The 19,543-nt window shown below is 53.1% G+C and carries 17 protein-coding genes; 14 read left to right on the forward strand and 3 right to left on the reverse strand.

From position 1 onward, the window contains the following. Window positions 1-47: 47 nt before the first annotated feature. Window positions 48-551: an AAA family ATPase gene (locus L579_RS18480; RefSeq protein ID WP_021185704.1), complete on the forward strand. Its 504-nt coding sequence runs from the start codon at window positions 48-50 to the stop codon at window positions 549-551. Between the two features lie 22 nt (window positions 552-573). Here the strand turns inward: L579_RS18480 and umuC are convergent, their stop codons facing one another. Continuing rightward, complete coding sequence (gene umuC / locus L579_RS18485) at window positions 574-1,836, reverse strand: translesion error-prone DNA polymerase V subunit UmuC (protein WP_021185705.1); 1,263 nt, start codon at window positions 1,834-1,836, stop codon at window positions 574-576. 293 nt (window positions 1,837-2,129) lie between these two features. Between umuC and L579_RS18490 the strand changes: the two genes are divergently transcribed. The 4 genes from L579_RS18490 (at window position 2,130) to L579_RS18505 (ending at window position 7,520) form a co-directional block, all read left to right on the forward strand. Continuing rightward, entirely contained in the window at window positions 2,130-3,101 is a 972-nt protein-coding gene (locus tag L579_RS18490; protein ID WP_051337990.1) for an ABC transporter substrate-binding protein, read from the forward strand. A gap of 10 nt (window positions 3,102-3,111) precedes the next feature. After that, window positions 3,112-3,876: an ABC transporter permease gene (locus L579_RS18495; protein ID WP_021185707.1), complete on the forward strand. Its 765-nt coding sequence runs from the start codon at window positions 3,112-3,114 to the stop codon at window positions 3,874-3,876. Next, window positions 3,873-4,652, forward strand: coding sequence for an ABC transporter ATP-binding protein (locus L579_RS18500; protein ID WP_021185708.1), 780 nt, complete (start codon window positions 3,873-3,875; stop codon window positions 4,650-4,652). Before L579_RS18495 ends, L579_RS18500 begins: the two co-directional genes overlap by 4 nt. Before the next feature lie 438 nt (window positions 4,653-5,090). Further along, complete coding sequence (locus L579_RS18505) at window positions 5,091-7,520, forward strand: membrane-bound PQQ-dependent dehydrogenase, glucose/quinate/shikimate family (RefSeq protein WP_021185709.1); 2,430 nt, start codon at window positions 5,091-5,093, stop codon at window positions 7,518-7,520. Between the two features lie 39 nt (window positions 7,521-7,559). Here the strand turns inward: L579_RS18505 and umuD are convergent, their stop codons facing one another. Together umuD and L579_RS18515 are read right to left on the reverse strand one after the other, a co-directional pair. Then, entirely contained in the window at window positions 7,560-7,970 is a 411-nt protein-coding gene (gene umuD / locus L579_RS18510; RefSeq protein WP_036627429.1) for a translesion error-prone DNA polymerase V autoproteolytic subunit, read from the reverse strand. A 135-nt stretch (window positions 7,971-8,105) separates the two neighbouring features. Beyond that, window positions 8,106-9,452, reverse strand: a complete 1,347-nt coding sequence (locus L579_RS18515; protein ID WP_036627431.1) for a glycoside hydrolase family 28 protein — start codon at window positions 9,450-9,452, stop codon at window positions 8,106-8,108. Between the two features lie 405 nt (window positions 9,453-9,857). Here L579_RS18515 and otsB point away from each other — a divergent pair, with 405 nt between their 5' ends. From otsB to L579_RS18565, 9 genes are all read left to right on the forward strand, one after another. After that, entirely contained in the window at window positions 9,858-10,646 is a 789-nt protein-coding gene (gene otsB / locus L579_RS18525; RefSeq protein ID WP_021185713.1) for a trehalose-phosphatase, read from the forward strand. Further along, window positions 10,643-12,079 (forward strand): alpha,alpha-trehalose-phosphate synthase, encoded by a 1,437-nt coding sequence (otsA, locus tag L579_RS18530; protein WP_021185714.1) that lies wholly within the window; start codon window positions 10,643-10,645, stop codon window positions 12,077-12,079. Before otsB ends, otsA begins: the two co-directional genes overlap by 4 nt. Before the next feature lie 1,036 nt (window positions 12,080-13,115). Beyond that, on the forward strand, window positions 13,116-13,466 hold the full coding sequence (gene flhD / locus L579_RS18535; protein WP_013508776.1) for a flagellar transcriptional regulator FlhD: 351 nt from the start codon (window positions 13,116-13,118) through the stop codon (window positions 13,464-13,466). Further along, window positions 13,466-14,044: a flagellar transcriptional regulator FlhC gene (gene flhC / locus L579_RS18540; protein ID WP_013508777.1), complete on the forward strand. Its 579-nt coding sequence runs from the start codon at window positions 13,466-13,468 to the stop codon at window positions 14,042-14,044. The genes flhD and flhC overlap by 1 nt, the downstream gene beginning before the upstream one ends. A gap of 132 nt (window positions 14,045-14,176) precedes the next feature. Next, window positions 14,177-15,064, forward strand: a complete 888-nt coding sequence (gene motA, locus L579_RS18545; protein ID WP_013508778.1) for a flagellar motor stator protein MotA — start codon at window positions 14,177-14,179, stop codon at window positions 15,062-15,064. After that, a complete protein-coding gene (motB, locus tag L579_RS18550; protein WP_021185715.1) occupies window positions 15,061-16,089 on the forward strand; it encodes a flagellar motor protein MotB in 1,029 nt (342 codons plus the stop codon). Before motA ends, motB begins: the two co-directional genes overlap by 4 nt. A gap of 10 nt (window positions 16,090-16,099) precedes the next feature. After that, window positions 16,100-18,085 (forward strand): chemotaxis protein CheA, encoded by a 1,986-nt coding sequence (gene cheA, locus L579_RS18555; protein ID WP_021185716.1) that lies wholly within the window; start codon window positions 16,100-16,102, stop codon window positions 18,083-18,085. Between the two features lie 23 nt (window positions 18,086-18,108). Next, window positions 18,109-18,606, forward strand: coding sequence for a chemotaxis protein CheW (gene cheW / locus L579_RS18560; protein ID WP_036627437.1), 498 nt, complete (start codon window positions 18,109-18,111; stop codon window positions 18,604-18,606). Between the two features lie 167 nt (window positions 18,607-18,773). Next, window positions 18,774-19,543, forward strand: a 770-nt coding sequence (locus L579_RS18565; RefSeq protein WP_036627441.1) for a Tar ligand binding domain-containing protein, incomplete at its 3' end; no start/stop codon positions are given.

Raw genomic sequence — 19,543 nt, forward strand, 5'->3', positions numbered from 1 at the left:
CGCCAATTACAGGCATGGTATGCAGTCATCTTAAAAGGAGTGGTTTTATGGCGTCTGCGCGCGCGTTAACACAATCCCCAGCGACCCTGCACCTGCTGTGCGGCAAAATTGCCGCAGGTAAATCGACGTTGGCCCATCGGCTGGCTCAGGAAACCGGGGCCGTGATCATTAGCGAGGATGCCTGGCTGGCGCATCTGTTTGCCGACGAAATGCGTGATGTGGCGGATTATGTGCGCTGTGCTGCGAAGCTGCGTAATGCTATGACACCGCACCTGATTTCGCTGCTGCGCTGTGGTGTCTCCGTGGTACTGGATTTCCCGGCCAACACGCTGCAAAACCGGCAATGGATGAAGGCGGTGATTCAGGCTGCCGATGCCGCGCATCAGCTCCATGTCCTCGATGTCCCGGATGAGGAGTGCAAAGCGCGGCTGCATGCGCGCAACAACGCAGGTGAACATGATTTTGCTGCCACCGATGCACAGTTCGCACTGATCAGCAGTTACTTTGTTGCGCCGCAGCCGGATGAAGGGTTTACGGTGATCAATCATTAGTGCGCGATTTATCGCGCAAGACCTACCGCACCACCGGCACATCAGAAAATCGGGTGGTGTAAGCCGGTGACAGCATTTCACGTTTCATTGACCAGGCTTTCTGCACCCCCTGACCGGCAAACCACAACGCGCCGCGCTGGTGGGCATTCATCTGATCGATCAACTGCATCAGTTGTTCGCTATTACGCCGAGGCTGATAGTCGGCAAACAGGTCAAACTGCGCCACGCCATCACTGAAAAAATCCCCCAGCATCACGCCGCCTTTCATATAACGTTTGCCAGGGATCCAGATCCTGTTCAGACAACTGAGCGCGGCATGCATGATGTCGCGGCTATCCTGGGTCGGCGTGACCAGCAAGGTGTCAGCCGAGTTGGCATAATAAGGGTGATGAGGATCGTGGGGACTGGTGCGGATAAACGTACCAATATGGCGGCAATACTGGCGCTCGCTACGTAACTTTTCCGCCGCGCGCGCGGCGTAATTGCTGATGGCTTCGCGCATGTCGTTATACTCCGTCACCCGCTCACCAAAGGAGCGCGAGCAAAGAATATTTTGCCGCTGTGGGATCACCTCTTCAAAGGCCAGGCAGGCCTCACCGCGTAACTCGCGTACCGTGCGTTCCAGCACCACGCCAAACTGTTTGCGGATCAGTGCCGTGGGGGTATCGGCCAGTTGCACGGCTTTTTCGATCCCCATCAGGTTGAGTCTTTTCGCCAGCCGACGGCCGACGCCCCAGACCTCATCCACCGGCACCATCGCCATCAATTTGCGTTGACGCACCGGGGCAGAAAGATCCATCACCCCCTCCGCCTGGGTCCAGCGTTTGGCTGCCCAGTTCGCCAGCTTGGCGAGGGTTTTGGTCGGTGCAATTCCCACACCGACCCGCAGATGCGTCTCTTTATAAAGACGATCGCGCATCTGACGACCAAAGGCTTCCAGCGAGAGGCAGTTATCAACGCCGGTCACATCGACAAAGGCTTCATCAATTGAATAGACATCCACGCGCGGGGCCATCAATTCCAGCGTCTCCATCACCCGCAGCGACATATCGCCATACAGCGCATAGTTGGAGGAGAACACCACCACCTGATGGCGCAGCAAGGCTTCACGCTGCTTAAAGTAAGGGGCACCCATTTTGATGCCGAGTTTTTTCGCTTCTTTGCTAAGCGAGATGATGCAACCGTCGTTGTTGGATAGCACCACAACCGGTTTGCCGCGCAGGTCGGGGCGAAATACGGTTTCGCAGGAGGCGTAGAAGGAGTTGACGTCGACAAGTGCGTACATAATTGCGTTCATAAATAACTGTGTTTATATACAGTATTTGCCGGTTGGCCCTGTTCGTCAAGCGCTGATTCGCAACACGCTTGTCCCGCTATGGTGCGCCGGATGCACCATTAACTTTCCCTAATTGATTAAGCCACAGTGAGGAAACCTTAACGCACGGTAATTCTGTTACCTGGCACAACTTCTGCATAGTTACCAGTGGCTTGTATACAAGGCCGCATACCAGTCAATCACTTGGGGGAATCACCGTGCGCAACAATGATAAAGAGAAAATTAACGCTCAGCGTCGCCAGATGATGAAATATTCGATGCTGGCATTAGGTGGCGTCGCGCTCAGTGGCATGTTGGGCAGCCCATCAGCCGTGGCGGCAGATGATGAGATTTTGATTGGTTACTGGCCGATTGTCGGTGGTTTGCCGTTATATGCCGGTATCGAGAAAGGCATCTTTAAACAAGCCGGTTTGAACGTACGTGCCGTCAAATTCGCCAGCCCGCAGCAGGTGGTGGAAGCGATGATCACCGGGCGTATTCATGGTTGCGCCAACGGTACCGCCACCGGGGCGTTGGGGTTGGGGGCCATTACCAGCCCGGACCTGTTCAAAATTATCTGTTCTAATCCTTCGAATGAAAAAATGGTGCTGGATGAGTTTCTGGTGCCGGTCAACAGTAGCGCCAAATCGATCAGCGATCTGAAGGGCAAACGCATTGCCAGCGGCCCCGGTATCCAGAACGTCACTATGGCGAAAATTATCCTGGAGAAGAATGGCTTTACCGATACCAAGGTGATCGAGTTGCCGGTCGGCCAGCATGCGCCATCGTTAGCTGCCGGGCAGATTGATGGGGTATACACGCTGGAACCCACCGGCACGGTGGCACGCATGAAAGGCATGGGCAAAGTGCTGGAAACCGGGGTGATTGCCAAATATGTGCTCGGAGATGCCAGCGCACCGTGGTTTGGGGGTGCGGCGGCGCTGACCACCAGCTTTATCAATGCCGACAAAGCGCGGGCGCGGCAGGTGATTGATGCGTATGGCGCAGCGGTCAAGTTTATCCAGCAACAGCCGGAAGAGGCGCGGCAATATGTGGCGGGTTACACCGGCATTGAAGCGGCGCTGGTGAAGGAAGTGCCGCTGCCTGGCTTCGTGATGTATGACCAGTTAACCGGGACTAACCTGCAATGGTTCCAGAAATTTTATGATGTGTTTGCCGAGCGGAAAATTTTCAGCAAGCCGCTTCAGGTGGAACCGTTGATCTATCGCGCATAAGGAGAGTGCCATGATGCGAATCTGGCGACGCAGGCTGCTGCCGCTGATCGGGCCGCTGCTGCTTTTTCTGCTGTGGCAGACGGCAGTCAGCGCCAAATGGCTCAACCCGGTGTTGCTGCCATCGCCGGGGGAAACCCTCGGCTATCTGTTTAGTGCGCTGGCGGATGGCAGCATGAATCAGGATATCGGCGATACGCTCTACCGTACGCTGATGGCCTTTGTGGTGGCGGCGGTTATCGGTGTGCCATTGGGGGTGATGCTCGGCAGTAGCGAACGTCTGTATCGCAGCGTCGAATTTTTGGTGGATTTTTTTCGCTCAACGCCATCATCCGCACTGATCCCCTTGTTTATGCTGATTTTCGGTATTACCGATACCAACAAAATCGCCATTGCCGCCTTCGCGGCGGTGCTGGTGATCCTGTTTAACAGCGCCTACGGCGTGATGAACGCGAAGAAGACCCGCATTATGGCGGCGCAGGTGATGGGGGTTTCACGCTGGCATGTGTTTAAGGACATCATGCTGATGGAAAGCCTGCCGCAGACCTTTGTCGGTTTGCGTACCGGCGTCTCGATGGCGCTGGTGATCGTCATCGTCGCCGAAATGTTTATTGGTTCTGAAACCGGGTTGGGGCACCGCATCATTGATGCGCAGCAGCTGTTCAACATTAAAGATATGTACGCCTCGATTCTGATCACCGGTGCTTTTGGCTATCTGCTGAATCTGGGTTTTCTGCTGATTGAAAAACGCTGTGTGCACTGGAGTGGCAAAGCATGAAAAAACCCGATTATCCGCAACCCAATACCCATGTCACCATTCGCGGGCTGGATAAAAGCTTTGCCGGGCAGCCGCTGTATCAGGATCTCAACCTCGATTTACCCAAAGGCAAGATCGTCTCGATATTCGGGCCTAATGGCTGTGGCAAATCGACGCTGATGAACATGATTGCCGGATTGATTCCGATCGATCGCGGGCAAATCCTGTTCGACGGCAAAACGTTGGCGGAGACGAAGATCGGTTATGTGTTCCAGAATTACCGCGATGCGCTTTTTCCCTGGTTAACCGCCTGGCACAACATTGCCTATCCGTTAAAACGCCAGGGCATGAAGGCGGCGGCGGTCAAACAACGTGTGGCTGAATTGGCGGCAATGTTTGATATTCGCTTCGATCTGCAACGTTATCCGTATGAACTCTCCGGTGGGCAACAGCAAACGGTGTGTATCATGCGCGCGCTGGCGACGCAGCCTGAAGTGATGTTTCTTGATGAGCCGTTCTCAGCGCTCGATTTTGAGATGACGCTGTTTATCCGCGATAAATTGCAGCAGGTCCAACTGGCGACCGGCGTCACCATGCTGATCGTCTCACATGATCTGGAGGATGCGGTGTTTCTGGCGGATGAAATCTTGTTGCTGACGCGGCGGCCTACGCGCGTGGCCGAGATTGTGCCCTTTGTCCTGCCGCGCCCGCGCACTGCTGAGATGATGAGTCACCCGGAGTTTGTCCGGGTGAAAGCCCATACACTCGCGGTGTTTAAACGCGAGATGGCAGGTTAACGCATAACGTAACGGCGCGATTTATCGCGCGGGTTTTTCCTGCAACGCGCACGGGATTGTGCGATTTATCGCGCCGTTACGAAAAGAATAAAAAGTGCGGTTATTTACCGCCGCATCCCACCTGATTTAATGACCTCGTGAAATTATCCCCGTCTGCGAATAACCAGTAAGCACAAATATTTTAACCTGTAAAATGTCAGGGTATTCATTCCTAAACCATTAATAAACGGGATGGTGGCGTTTCTGCGCTGATAATTAATGACGGTAGTTAATTAGCTGGGGCGCATTATGATTGTTATTGATGTAAATGTTATTGGTTTGTTTTTAAGTAGTGACTGAAAAGATGTGGATTTACATTTATTGACATCTAATTAACACAAACATACAGTCCTTACGATTTTAACTAACATGTCACCATTTTAAATTATCGGGGAGTGTATGGATATTAAGGAACAAGGGTCTGGACGGCGTTCAGGCTTGTCATTTGTCCTGAGCATCATTTTTGCGTTGCTCACGCTGGCGACCGCCATCGCTATTATTATTGGCGGCGGAAAACTTATTTCACTGGGTGGATCGGCATATTATCTGATTGCCGGTATCGCCTATATCGTGCTGGTGGTGCTCTATTTTAAAAAACCAGCGGCGGGTTTCATTTTTTCCTGCCTGATCTTTGCACTGACGATTATCTGGTCGCTGGTGGAAGTTGGCGGCCTGATCTATTGGGATTTGCTGCCGCGCCTGGTGGTACCCGCGCTGTTATTTCTGCTGAGTTTGCTGGTGACCGCCACCGATAAAGGTGTGCTGTCGTCGCAGCGTCGTCTCTCTGGCGGGCTTAGCCTGGTGGTGTTTGTGGCATTAATCGCCACCTTTATTGGTGGCTTCTTCCCGCATAACACCCTCTATAACCCGGAAGCCGTCTCTGCCGAGCCGTTGCAACCAACGGATAGCGATGCTTCCAAAGCGGGTCAGGACTGGCGCTATATCAGCCGCAACGCCAGCGGCACGCGCTTTGTGCCGCTCGATCAGGTCAACGCGGATAACGTTAAAGATTTGCAGGTGGCCTGGACTTATCACACCGGTCGCCGTCTGACAGGCAATGCGACGGGGGTTGATGAAAACACGCCGATTCAAATTGGTTCCGTGCTTTATACCTGTACGCCGGAAAACCTGATTGCCGCAGTGGATGCCGATACTGGCAAGCCAATCTGGAAATTCGATCCACATGCGCGCACCTATGAACACGTTACCTGCCGCAGCGTCGGGTATTACGACTACGACAGCGATGAAACCCTCAGTGCCGAGCAGAAAGCGGCGTATACCGATACGGCCTGCCGTCAGCGCATTATTGTTTCCACCGTTGATGCCCGTTTGATTGCGCTGGACGCGCATACCGGCGAGCTGTGCCCGAACTTCGGCCAGAATGGCATGGTAAACCTGCAACAGGGGATGGGCGATACTGCCGACAGCCGTCGTTATCACCCGACCAGCGTGCCGGTGATTATGGGCCATCTGACAGTATTCGGTTCCTGGGTACGTGATATCACCGAAGATGAACCCTCCGGTGTGCTGCGTGCGTATGATGTGCGTGACGGTTCGCTGGCGTGGGCGTGGGATGTTGGCAACGTCGAAGGGGCGAAGCAGGGTGATGCACATTATACCCTCAGCACCCCGAACGTCTGGGCCATCCCGACTTACGATAAAGATCTCGGCCTGGTGTATGTCTCCACCGGTAACGGCCCACCAGATTACTGGGGCGGTAACCGTAATGCGGCGAAAGAGAAATACGGTTCGTCAGTGATTGCGCTGGATGTGAATACCGGCAAAACCAGATGGGTCTTCCAGACCGTCCATCACGATATCTGGGACTACGACTTACCGTCGCAGCCGGTGATGTACAACATGAAGAATGAGCAGGGCGAAGTGGTGCCTGCGCTGATTCAGACCAGCAAAATGGGTGAAATCTTCGTCCTGGATCGCCGCACCGGTAAGCCGGTGAGTAAAGTCGAAGAGAAACCGGTACCGACTTCTCCGGCAGCGCAGGAAGAACATCTGTCGCCGACTCAGCCGTTCTCAGTGGATATGCCAACTATCGGTCTGGAGCAACTGAACGAGAAGAAGATGTGGGGCGTCAGCATGTTTGACCAGCTCTACTGCCGCATTCTGTTCAAATCGGCGCTCTATTCCGGCATCTTCCAGCCGAACAGCGAGAAAACCTACCTGGAGTTCCCGGCGACTATGGGGGGCATGAACTGGGGTGGGGTGTCTATTGATGAAACTTCCGGCATTCTTTACGTCAATGATATCCGTCTGGGTATGCTGATGGCGCTGAAGAGTAAGGAAGAAGCGAAGGGACAGAAAATCTCCCTGAACGAAGTTCCGCAATGGGCCGGTACTATCCGTCCTCAGATCAGCGGGCCTTACGTTGGCGTGCGGATGGATAACTTCGCATCCTTCCTGCAAGTGCCGTGTCAGCATCCGCCGTTTGGCACCATGACCGCCATCGATCTGCACAGTAAGAAAATCGTCTGGCAGGTGCCAATGGGCACGGTGGAAGACACCGGCCCTCTGGGGGTAAAAACCCATCTGCCGATGCCGGTAGGTATGCCAACGTTGGGCGGCCCGACCACCACCAAAAGCGGTTTAGTGTTCTTTGCCGGTAGCCAGGATAATTACCTGCGTGCGCTGGACAGCAAAACCGGTAAGGAAGTGTGGAAAGCGCGTCTGCCGGTGGGAGCGACTGCGTCACCGTTGATTTATCAGTCAGCGAAAACCGGTAAAGAGTACATCGTGATCTCGGCAGGCGGTGCGGCGCACTCGCCGGATGTCGGTGATTATCTGATTGCTTACGCCTTGCCAGACAAAGCGTAAGCCTGAAAACGCCCGGCGATATAAGCCGGGCGTTTTCACTCAACGTGCCGCATAAATAATAAAAGTCACCACGCCAAAGATCTCCAGTTGTTCATCTTCTGCCGGGGTAATCGGCGCGTAGCGTGGGTTCATGGCGAGCAGTTGCACACGCGGAAACTGTTGTAACCGTTTAACCGTAAACTCGCCGTTAATGGCCGCCACCACAATATCGCCATGTTTCGCATCCAGCGCACTGTCGACCACCAGTAAATCCCCTTCACTGATATTCGCGTCGCGCATGGAATCCCCTTCCACCCGGACAAAATAGGTGGCGTTGGGATGGGCGACCAGATGCTTGTTCAGATCCAGCCTGCGCTCGACGTAATCTGCCGCCGGGGAGGGGAAACCGCAGTGGACTCGCTCAAGAAAGAGTGGCAATTGATGCGGCGGTGCACCGGGCATCGGACGCATCAAGAGAGGAGAGAAGGGATGAACTTTCATGGCGAATTCTCAATGATAAAACTGTACGTATATACAGTATTATTGTCAGTCAATTCTGAGATCGCAATACGTTATCCCACCATTATTTTGTAAAACCCATTAATATCAATTAATTGGTGAGTTTTCCTCGTGTAATGTCACCGCCGGTCCCTCAGCCAGCGTTTTTCCTTTATTTGCGCTAACAGACACATGATCCAGCCTTGCGGTGACGTATCTGGCCTGCACCCCGTATTCAGCGGTGATGGCAATATGGTGCAGATTGACATCGGTGATCGGGGCTTCCGGCAATCCGCTCAATATCATGGCGTATTTGGCACCGGTTGCCGCCAGATGATTGACGGTGATACCTGAGATAAAAGGCGTGGTGGCCGTCACCGGCGCTGGCGTGATAGGGGCAACCAGTGAATGACCTGCCGCACCGGCCTGACCGGAGTAACTGTCGGTAACCAGCAGCGGTGTGGCAACATTTGTCATCGTCACATGGTCAACCAGGAATGGCCCAATCTTGTTGCCGCGATCGCGACCTGATTTCACGCGCAGCCCATTTTCGGCGCCGATAAATCTCACATGTGAAACCACCACGTTGCCGATACCGTTGATCGTCTCGCTACCCAGTGATATCCCATGTCCTTGTCTCATCACGGAATCCTGAACAGTGATATTTTCAGATTTTCCTCCGCTGCCCACGGTGATACCTGATTTGATGGCGATATGATCATCACCGGTACTGATGTCGGCGTGTTTTATCAGGATGTCTGTAGAAGAAACGATATCGATACCATCGGTATTCGGTGAGGTGATGGGGTTATCGACGGTCAGTTGATCAATATTCAGCTGATGGCTATTTCTGAGTACCAGGTTCCACATGGGGGAGTTGGTTAGCCGGATATGATGAATCTCTGAGGATGACACATTATTCATTTCCACCAGCCAGGGCCTGGGCATGCCATTTGCCAGAGGTATCCCTTTATATTTTGCTGTAAAAGCCTCCGGATGGCCGGACCTGACGGTATTGCGCAAATCGATCGCGGCTGGCCACCAGGCTTGCGCACCGTTGCCATCAATGGTCCCGCCACCCTCAATCGCCACATGACTGACACCATTGGCGAGGATGAATGCCTCATTCGGCTGTGTGGGCCTGCCAAGAAAGGCATCCACGAACTGGCGAGTATCGGGGGTGGCTTCCAGGGTAACGCCGTCGGGAATCACTAATCTCACGTTGCTTTTTAACGCGATCGGACCTGAAAGCCACACCCCTGACCCCAGTGTGACTTTACCTCCGCCTTTTTGCGCACACAGATCAATCGCTTGTTGAATGGCCCTGGTATTCAGCGTTACGCCATCGCCCTTGCCACCGAAATCAGCGGGGGAGCAAAGAAAGGGCGCGGCAGCGGCGCACAAGGGAGTCAGGCTTACGGCGACTAAAGCAAAACCGAACGTTGTTTTCTTCATGATATTGACGTCAATCCATAGAAATTAAGCACAGCCCATCAATGTAGCGTTGCCGACAAAAGCGGAGTAGAAGAAAGCCGCGTAGTGGGGGCGCGTTTTCTTGAGTATTTGTTTTTTCGATGTATTTATTCCGGGCAAATGCAAGCAAATATTGCGCGAGGTTATTTGCCATTGCCATTATCCGGCCACGCTGACTGGCAAAATCCTTATTCGCGTCTACACTTAACCGCATTGATGTTCGCAGTCTGGTTACGGTGTTGACTATAAACTTGTTTATTTGTGGAGCGTTACCCATCGAAATACCATCCAGTCGGCCAACCCTCCCCGTTATACGTTTCTTATCCTGCACGCAACCCGCCTCCGAACATCGATATTGCTATCAGCCATTCGTACAGGAGGAGTGACGTGACCCCAGCGGTACATGAGATCAGCACCCTACCGTCGTTGAGCGGCGGGCTTTTTGCCTTCTTTTTTGATGTTGATGGCACGCTGGCGACGATTCAACCGCAGCCCGAGATGGTGGCGATACCCGCATCGGTGCGCCAGCATCTGCAACAACTCTCCAATCTTAATCACGGCGCTCTGGCGCTGGTGTCTGGTCGGCCGATTGCGCAACTGGATGAACTGGTTGCGCCGCTGGAAGCCTCAGCGGCAGGCGTACACGGGGCTGAACGCCGTGATGCCAGTGGCCGTATACATCGCCACTCGCTACCCGCCGATGTTGCGCAAACGCTGCAACGGGAATTGCAGGAAACGCTGGATCAATGGCCCGGCACCCAGCTGGAAGCCAAAGGGATGGCGTTTGCGCTGCATTATCGCCGGGCGATGGCATATGAACAGGCGGTTATCAAGCTGGCGCAGGATGCTGTCGCCCGTTTTCCGGGGCTGGCGCTGCAACCGGGAAAATGCGTGGTGGAACTGAAACCGCAGGGCATCGATAAAGGCGCGGCGATCCGTGAATTTATGCGAGAAGCGCCTTTTGCCGGACGCATTCCGGTATTTGTGGGAGACGACCTGACAGATGAACAAGGCTTCCTGGCGGTTAACGCCCTGGGCGGTATCTCAGTCAAGGTCGGAGAAGGTTCCAGCTATGCGCGCTACCGCCTCAGCAGTGTGGATGCGGTCTGGAGCTGGCTGGAACAATTACTATTACAATCAAAGCATGACAACGTCGGTAAGGAGTCAAGGTTATGAGTCGCTTAGTAGTCGTATCTAACCGTATTGCCATTCCTGATGGGACCAAAGCCAGTGCAGGCGGCCTCGCCGTGGGTTTACTGGATGCGCTGAAAACCACCGGAGGATTATGGTTTGGCTGGAACGGCGAGATCAGCGAGATTTCCGGTGAAGAAGAGGATGAGGTGAGTGTCAGCGAGGTTGACGGCATCACCTATGCTGCGATGCCGCTGAATCAGAATGATTATGATCTTTACTACTGCCAGTTCTCCAACACCGTTATCTGGCCAGCTTTCCATTATCGCCTCGATCTGGTGCAGTTTCAGCGCGAAGCCTGGGAGGGCTATTGCCGCGTCAATACCCTGTTGGCGGATCGCCTGAAACCGCTGTTACGTGCAGACGATATTTTATGGATTCACGATTATCATTTGCTGCCCTTTGCCGCCGAGTTGCGCAAACAGGGTATTAACAACCGTATCGGATTCTTTCTGCATATCCCGTTCCCGACGCCGGAAATCTTCAATGCGCTGCCACCCCATCAGGCGCTGCTGGAGATGCTGTGCGACTACGACTTGTTGGGTTTCCAGACAGAATCCGATCGCGTGGCCTTTCTCGATAGCCTGAGCCAGTTGACGCAGCTACAGAATAAAGGTGAGAAGAAACATCGGGCGTTCGGCAATACGTTTATGACCGAGGTCTACCCGATAGGTATCGAGCCTGACAGCATTAAAGAGATGGCTGAGGGGCCGTTGCCACCGAAAATGGCGGCGATGAAGCGGGAACTGGGGGATGTGCAGAACATCATCGCCTGTGAGCGACTGGATTACTCCAAGGGCCTGCCAGAGCGTTTTCTGGCCTATGAAGCGTTGCTGGAGCATTACCCACAGCATCGCGGCAACATCCGTTATTCGCAGATCGCGCCAACCTCACGCGGTGAGGTGCAGGCTTATCAGGACATTCGTCATCAGCTGGAAACCGAAGCCGGACGTATCAACGGGAAATATGGCACGCTGGGCTGGACGCCGCTTTATTACCTCAACCAGCATTTTGATCGCCGCCTGTTAATGAAGATTTTCCGCCTGACGGACGTAGGGCTGATCACGCCGTTACGTGATGGCATGAATCTGGTGGCGAAGGAGTACGTGGCGGCGCAGGACCCGGATGACCCTGGTGTACTGATTCTGTCGCGCTTTGCCGGCGCGGCTAACGAGCTGACGTCAGCCTTAATCGTCAACCCTTATGACCGCGATGAAGTCGCCGCCGCGCTGGACCGGGCGCTGACCATGCCACGTACTGAGCGTATATCGCGTTATAACGACATGATGGCGGTATTGCGACAACACGATATCTCACACTGGCGTGAGCGTTTCCTGGCGGATTTAAACACCCTGCCGGAACGCAGCGCAGATCACGGTACCGCGCAGAAAGTCGCAACCTTTCCGAAACTGGCCTGATTCCACACTACACCCTCTCCCGTCTTGCGGGAGAGGGCTGGGGTGAGGGCAACAGGCGCACAGACCTACACCATAAATCGCACCGCTACGCTGGCAGCGTTTACATTCGCTTTCCTCACTCATTATTACGCCCCGTAATCGACGCTTTTTCGTTAAGCCGCGAATATACGATATATCAGGCAATTCCGTTATTTTCGCTCAAAAAAGCAACAATCAAGTGTTAAAACGCTTTTTTTCTCGATGCAATCCTAAAGATCTTCATCCCGCTGCCGATAGTTTCGGTACATCAATGCCTAAGCGCAGCGATTCATTCATATCCCTAATGTAACGCATTGTTACATCCACTGTCGTTCACTAAACACTCCCTACGAACCGTTAACGCTACGTTGGCGCTCCGCGCAGACTATTCACATAACGCTTGCGGCACGCCGTTTATGACTTTGCGCAATATTCCCTGTAAGTGATTAATTTGAAAGCGAATAATTTCGACTTAATTTAGCATATTATGCTACTTGTTCTTTTAAAGGTGGTGTATTGGCGCGACCTAATCGCAACGTGACAGATAAAAGATCGCTTCAGGCTGTTGATATGCCAGATAGCGATTTGTAAGCGAAACGACAGGGAAATATTAGCGAAATAATGCATTTTTGATTAAAAAATGAGCAACAGAAAAGCAAATCTGAAGGGTTGGAGAAAAAATTTGCCTTAAAAGTGTGACGTAGATCACACTTTATCTAAAATTTCACCCTTATCACGTTGTATGTCGAAATCAGACGATATAGATTTGCCTTGTTTTCAGAATAGTCTTAAAAAACTGTAAGCAGACGTCACGGAAGATGGTTACAACTCAAGAAAAGATTGGCCTGGAGTTATGACTACTACTGAGCAGTGTCCCGGTGGGAAGTGAAACAGTTCAGTACACGTTTGGCTATGCCTGAATATTTTTGCCATCTTTAGATTTACCAACCAGCAACCCGAACCATAGAGATATTCTTTCTGTGGCCGTATATATGTCGCGTCTATCAGGATGGAAAAAATGGGTACATCAGAATTACTAAAACATATCTATGACATCAACTTGTCATATTTGTTACTTGCTCAGCGTTTAATTAACCAGGAAAAAGCTTCAGCAATGTTTCGTTTGGGTATCGATGAGTCGATGGCCGATGCATTGTCACAATTAACTCTACCTGAGATGGTAAAATTAGCGGAAACCAATCAACTGGTTTGCCAGTTCCGCTTCACTGACCACAACATTATTAATCGCCTGACACAAGAATCGCGCGTGGATGATTTACAACAAATCCACACCGGTATTTTATTATCCAGCCGTTTACTGCGTAACGCGTCCAAAGACGACGTTGGCACGAAAAAGAGGGCGGTATAATGAGCGAAAAAAGTATTGTTCAGGAAGCGCGCGACATTCAACTCGCCATGGAGTTGATTACGCTGGGCGCGCGACTGCAAATGCTGGAAAGTGAAACGCAGCTGAGCCGCGGTCGCCTGATTAAGCTGTACAAAGAACTGCGTGGTAGCCCACCGCCAAAAGGGATGTTGCCATTCTCCACTGACTGGTTCATGACCTGGGAACAAAATATCCACGCTTCCATGTTCTGTAATGCCTGGCAGTTCCTGTTAAAAACCGGGTTGAGCAACGGTGTGGAAGCGGTAATCAAAGCGTACCGTCTCTATCTTGAGCAGTGTCCACAATCTGATGATGGCCCGCTGCTGGCGCTGACGCGCGCCTGGACGCTGGTACGATTTGTGGAAAGTGGCATGCTGGAACTCTCCGATTGTAAATGCTGCAACGGTAGCTTTATTAACCACGCACATCAGCCAGCAGGCAGCTTTGTGTGCAGCCTGTGCCAGCCGCCATCACGCGCGGTAAAAAGACGTAAACTTTCTGCAGATTCTGCCGATACCTTTCCACAACTGCTGGATGAACAGGTTAAACACGCCGTTTAAGTTTGTTCGCATCGTGGAAGCCATCCAGCAGCGGTTAATCCGCTGCTTTTTTTTTGCGCTACGTTTGTGAATAACACCTGCGGCTCTCTGGCTTAACTTCCACCAACACGTTACGGACGTAAGGATTTTTTTGTGCTGATTATTCTGGGTTATATCGTGGTCCTCGGGTCCGTGTTAGGCGGCTACTTGTTGGTTGGCGGCCATCTGGGCGCGCTTTATCAGCCATCGGAGTTGCTGATAATTGGCGGCGCTGCCGTTGGTGCTTTTTTGGTCGGTAACAATGGCAAGGCAATTAAAAAGACCTTAAAAGCATTTCCCTTGTTAATGCGCGGCTCGAAATATAACAAAGCCGTATACATGGATTTAATGGCTCTGCTGTATCGCCTGATGGCGAAATCCCGTCAGCAGGGGATGTTATCTCTCGAGCGCGATATTGAAGATCCCAGTCAGAGTGAAATTTTTGCTAACTATCCGCGTATTCTGGCCGATAAACAGTTAGTGGATTTTATTACCGATTATTTGCGTTTGATGGTGAGCGGAAATATGAACGCCTTCGAGATCGAAGCGTTGATGGACGAAGAAATTGAGACCTATGAGCACGAGTGTGAAGTGCCAGCGCAAAGTTTATCCGCGGTCGGTGACGGCTTACCCGCCTTTGGTATCGTGGCAGCGGTAATGGGCGTGGTGCACGCACTGGCATCGGCGGACCGTCCGGCAGCAGAACTGGGTGCGTTGGTGGCACATGCGATGGTGGGGACCTTCCTTGGCATTCTGCTGGCTTACGGCTTTATTTCGCCGCTGGCCTCAGTGTTACGTCAGAAATGCGCTGAATCCACCAAGATGATGCAGTGCATTAAAGTGACTTTGCTCTCCAGTCTCAACGGTTACGCCCCGCAGATTGCGGTGGAGTTTGGACGTAAAACCCTGTACTCCACAGAACGTCCGTCGTTCCAGGAGTTGGAAGAACACGTACGCAACGCGAAAAACCCGGCTAAACAGACCTCGGATGAAGCCTCATGAAGCATGGCAATCGCCCCATTGTGCTGATCAAACGGCGCAAACATAAAAGGCATGAAGGAGGTCATGGCTCATGGAAGATCGCCTATGCCGACTTTATGACGGCGATGATGGCGTTCTTTATGGTGATGTGGTTGCTCTCGATCGCGAACCCGCAGCAGCTGATACAGATTGCGGAATACTTCAGAACACCGTTGAAAGTGGCGTTAACCGGTGGACAGCGCAGCAGCGACAGCGACAGCCCCATTCCTGGTGGCGGTGATGATCCGACCAAAAAGCAGGGTGAGGTCAAGAAAGCGGTCGATATGGATGCACAGAAACGTCAGCTGGATGATATCCGTCTGAACCGTCTGCGTGAAAAACTCGATCAGCTGATTGAAGCCGATCCGCGTCTGAAAGCGCTGCGCCCCCATTTGATCATCAATATGGTGGAAGAGGGGTTGCGTATCCAGATCATCGATAGCCAGAACCGACCGATGTTTAAAACCGGCAGCGCCGAGGTTGAGCCTTATATGCGCGATATCCTGCGTGCCATTGCGCCGTTGTTGAATGCTATCCCCAACAAAATCAGCCTGGCGGGGCACACCGATGACTTCCAGTATGCCAATGGCGATCGTGGTTACAGCAACTGGGAACTATCGGCAGACCGTGCCAACGCCTCACGTCGCGAGTTGGTGATGGGGGGGCTTGATGCCGGCAAAATGCTGCGCATCGTCGGTATGGCTGACACCATGAAACTGAAAAACCGCGGGGGTGATGATGCTGTTAACCGCCGCATTAGCCTGCTGGTGTTGAACCATGACACTGAAGCAGCAATTGAAAAAGAGAACGCCGAGAGCGATGCCGTCCAGGTTAGCGACCCGGCACAGATAATTCCCGATATTACCGCGCCCGCAGTTCCGGCTGCGCCGACAGCACCAGCGGCTTCAACGACACCGGCAGCGCCGGCTGCTTCGACGACGCCAGCTGCTCCGGCCAATCCGGGTGCAAGTGCGGTGACTACTGACCACTCCTCACAGCCGAGGTGATCCCGTGAGCATGGACATCAGCGATTTTTACCAGACGTTTTTTGATGAGGCCGATGAGCTGTTAGCGGACATGGAGCAACACCTGTTGGGACTGGATCCCCAGGAGCCAGATTCCGAACAGTTGAATGCTATCTTCCGCGCTGCCCACTCGATTAAGGGCGGAGCCGGTACGTTCGGCTTTACCGTTTTACAGGAAACCACTCACATCCTGGAAAACATTCTGGATGGTGCGCGTCGTGGCGAAATGGCGCTCAGCACCGACATCATCAACCTGTTTTTGGAAACCAAAGATATTATGCAGGAACAGCTCGATGCCTATAAAACCGCGCAGGAACCGAACGCAGAAAGCTTTAACTACATCTGCGAAGCCCTGCGTCAGCTGGCGCTGGAAGCCAAAGGAGTAGCGCCAGCCGCACCGGCCGCTGCTGCCGTGGTGTTAAACGAGGTGCCTGCGGCACCGGCCACCGGCGCTGCGGGACTGCGTCTGCAACTGGTTGACCTGAAAGAAAAAGAACCCGATTTGTTGCTGGAAGAACTGGGCAATCTCGGTACGTTAAGTGACGTGGTAAAAGGTGCCAACACACTGGAAGCCACTATCGACGGCGTGGGTAAAGATGACATCGTCGCGGTGCTGTGCTTTGTGATTGAAGAAGCACAGATTCGCTTCCCGGAAGGTGCCGCTGCGCCTGAAGCCGCTCCGGCACCTGCGCCAGTGGTTGCGGCTGAACCGGCACCCACTGCCACCGTAACCGATATTACTCCGGCGAAGCGCGAAACCAAACGCGCAGCCGCACCGGCCAAAGCCAGCGAATCCAGCAGTATCCGTGTTGCGGTAGAGAAAGTTGATCAGTTGATCAACCTGGTGGGTGAACTGGTGATTACCCAGTCGATGCTGGCACAGCGTTCCGGCGAACTGGACCCGGTGGCACACGGTGATCTGCTAAACAGCATGGGGCAGTTGGAACGCAATGCGCGCGACCTCCAGGAATCGGTGATGTCGATCCGTATGATGCCGATGGAGTATGTCTTCAGCCGCTTCCCGCGCCTGGTGCGCGACCTTGCCAGCAAGCTGGGTAAAGAGGTAGAACTGACGCTGCTCGGCAGCTCGACCGAACTGGATAAGAGCCTGATCGAACGCATTATCGATCCGTTAACTCACCTGGTGCGTAACAGCCTCGACCACGGTATTGAATCCCCGGAAAAACGTCTGGCCGCCGGGAAAAGCGGTGTCGGTAATTTGACGCTGTCTGCGGAACATCAGGGCGGCAACATCTGTATCGAAGTGGTCGATGACGGTGCGGGCCTCAACCGTGAACGTATTCTGGCGAAAGCGATGTCCTCTGGCCTGCCGGTCAGTGAAAGCATGAGCGACGAAGAAGTCGGCATGTTGATCTTCGCACCTGGCTTCTCCACCGCTGAACAGGTAACCGACGTGTCGGGCCGTGGTGTTGGCATGGATGTGGTGAAGCGAAATATTCAGGAAATGGGCGGTCACGTCGAAATCGCCTCGAAGCAGGGCAAAGGCACCACCATCCGCATTCTGCTGCCGTTGACGCTGGCTATTCTGGATGGGATGTCAGTACGTGTTGCCGATGAAGTGTTTATCCTGCCACTCAACGCGGTGATGGAATCGCTGCAACCGCGTGCCGAAGAACTGAAACCTCTGGCCGGTGGCGAACGCGTGCTGGAAGTGCGTGGTGAGTATCTGCCGCTGGTGGAACTGTGGAATGTGTTCGATGTGCAGCACGCCAAGACCGATGCTACGCAGGGGATTGTGGTGATCCTACAAAGCGCAGGCCGTCGCTATGCCCTGTTGGTTGATCAGCTGATTGGTCAGCATCAGGTGGTGGTGAAAAACCTCGAAAGCAACTACCGCAAAGTGCCGGGCATCTCCGCCGCCACCATCCTTGGCGATGGCAGCGTGGCGTTGATTGTGGATGTCTCAGCCCTGCAATCGCTGAACCGTGAAAAACGTGTGGCCGGTGCCGCAGCGTAATCGATAACGAAAAGGTAAATACAATGACTGGAATGGCAACCGTGACGAAAATCGCTGGCGAAACCGTGGGCCAGGAGTTCTTAGTCTTCACGCTGGGAGATGAAGAGTACGGTATCGATATCCTGAAAGTGCAGGAAATTCGTGGCTACGATCAGGTAACGCGTATCGCTAACACGCCGGAATTTATCAAAGGCGTGACCAACCTGCGCGGCGTGATTGTGCCGATTATCGATCTGCGCGTGAAGTTTTCGCAGCCAGATGTGGATTACAACGAGAACACCGTGGTGATTGTGCTGAATCTTGAGCATCGCGTGGTGGGTATCGTGGTGGACGGTGTTTCTGATGTGCTGTCCCTGACGCAGGATCAAATCCGTCCGGCACCGGAATTCGCCGTGACCATGTCGACTGAGTATCTGACGGGCCTCGGCGCGTTGGGTGAGCGCATGCTGATTCTGGTGGATATCGAGAAGCTGCTGAGCAGCGAAGAGATGGCGCTGGTCGACACCCTGCGCAGCGCATAAGACCTGACTAATTAACGGGTCGGCTCGCCCGGCCCGTTATCATTTCCTGTATAAATAATTCCTTATAAATCAACATTATTTTTGCATTTTCTTCACCATCTGATCTCAATTTCATCCCTGCCACGCCGATAACTTCACTGCATTTTTTTCACTTTTCAGGGCAATGTATGTTTACGAAAATCCGTGTTGTCACCAGTTTATTGCTGGTGCTGTTGATCTTTGGCTTTTTGCAGTTGGCTTCAGGGTCGCTGTTTTTTAAAGCACTGAGTGATGACAAAACCAGTTTTAACGTCGCGCAGCTGGCGAGCAAAAACATCGCTGCAATCAATGATGCTTATATGAGCCTCAACCAGAGTCGGGTGCTGCTGACACGCATTATGTTACGTGTTGCTAACAGCAAACTGTCGGGCGAAACCGCCGATTTGACCTCGCTGTATGACCAAAGCAAAGGCTTTCAGGATAACGCGACAGCAAACTATCAGCTGTTCAAGAACACCCCGGATACCCCAGGGCAGGATGCACAGCTCAATAAACATCTGGATGAGACGTTTAGCGCTTACGCCAGTGCATTGAGTCAGATGCAGGATGCGTTGCAGGCCAACGATATTGAAAAAGCCGGTAAGCTGCCGGTGGCACCTACCCAGAGCGCCTTCCTGAAGGATTACACGCAGTGGCGTGCCGATCAGGATCGCCTGACGGAAGCCGGTGTAGAAGCCAATATCTCTGCCTATACGCGCATGATGTGGCTGCTTGGCATTGTGATGGCGGTGGTGGTGGCAGTGATTGTGCTGTGCTGGTTTGGTCTGCGTAAGGTGCTGATCAACCCGCTTAACAGCAACATTCGTCATATTCAGCACATCGCGCAGGGTGACCTCACGCAAACCATCGCCATTGAGGGGCGCAATGAAATGAGCCAACTGGCGAGTAACCTGCATGA

It is taken from the genome of Pantoea sp. AS-PWVM4 (assembly GCF_000468095.1).
Classification (GTDB): domain Bacteria; phylum Pseudomonadota; class Gammaproteobacteria; order Enterobacterales; family Enterobacteriaceae; genus Pantoea; species Pantoea phytobeneficialis.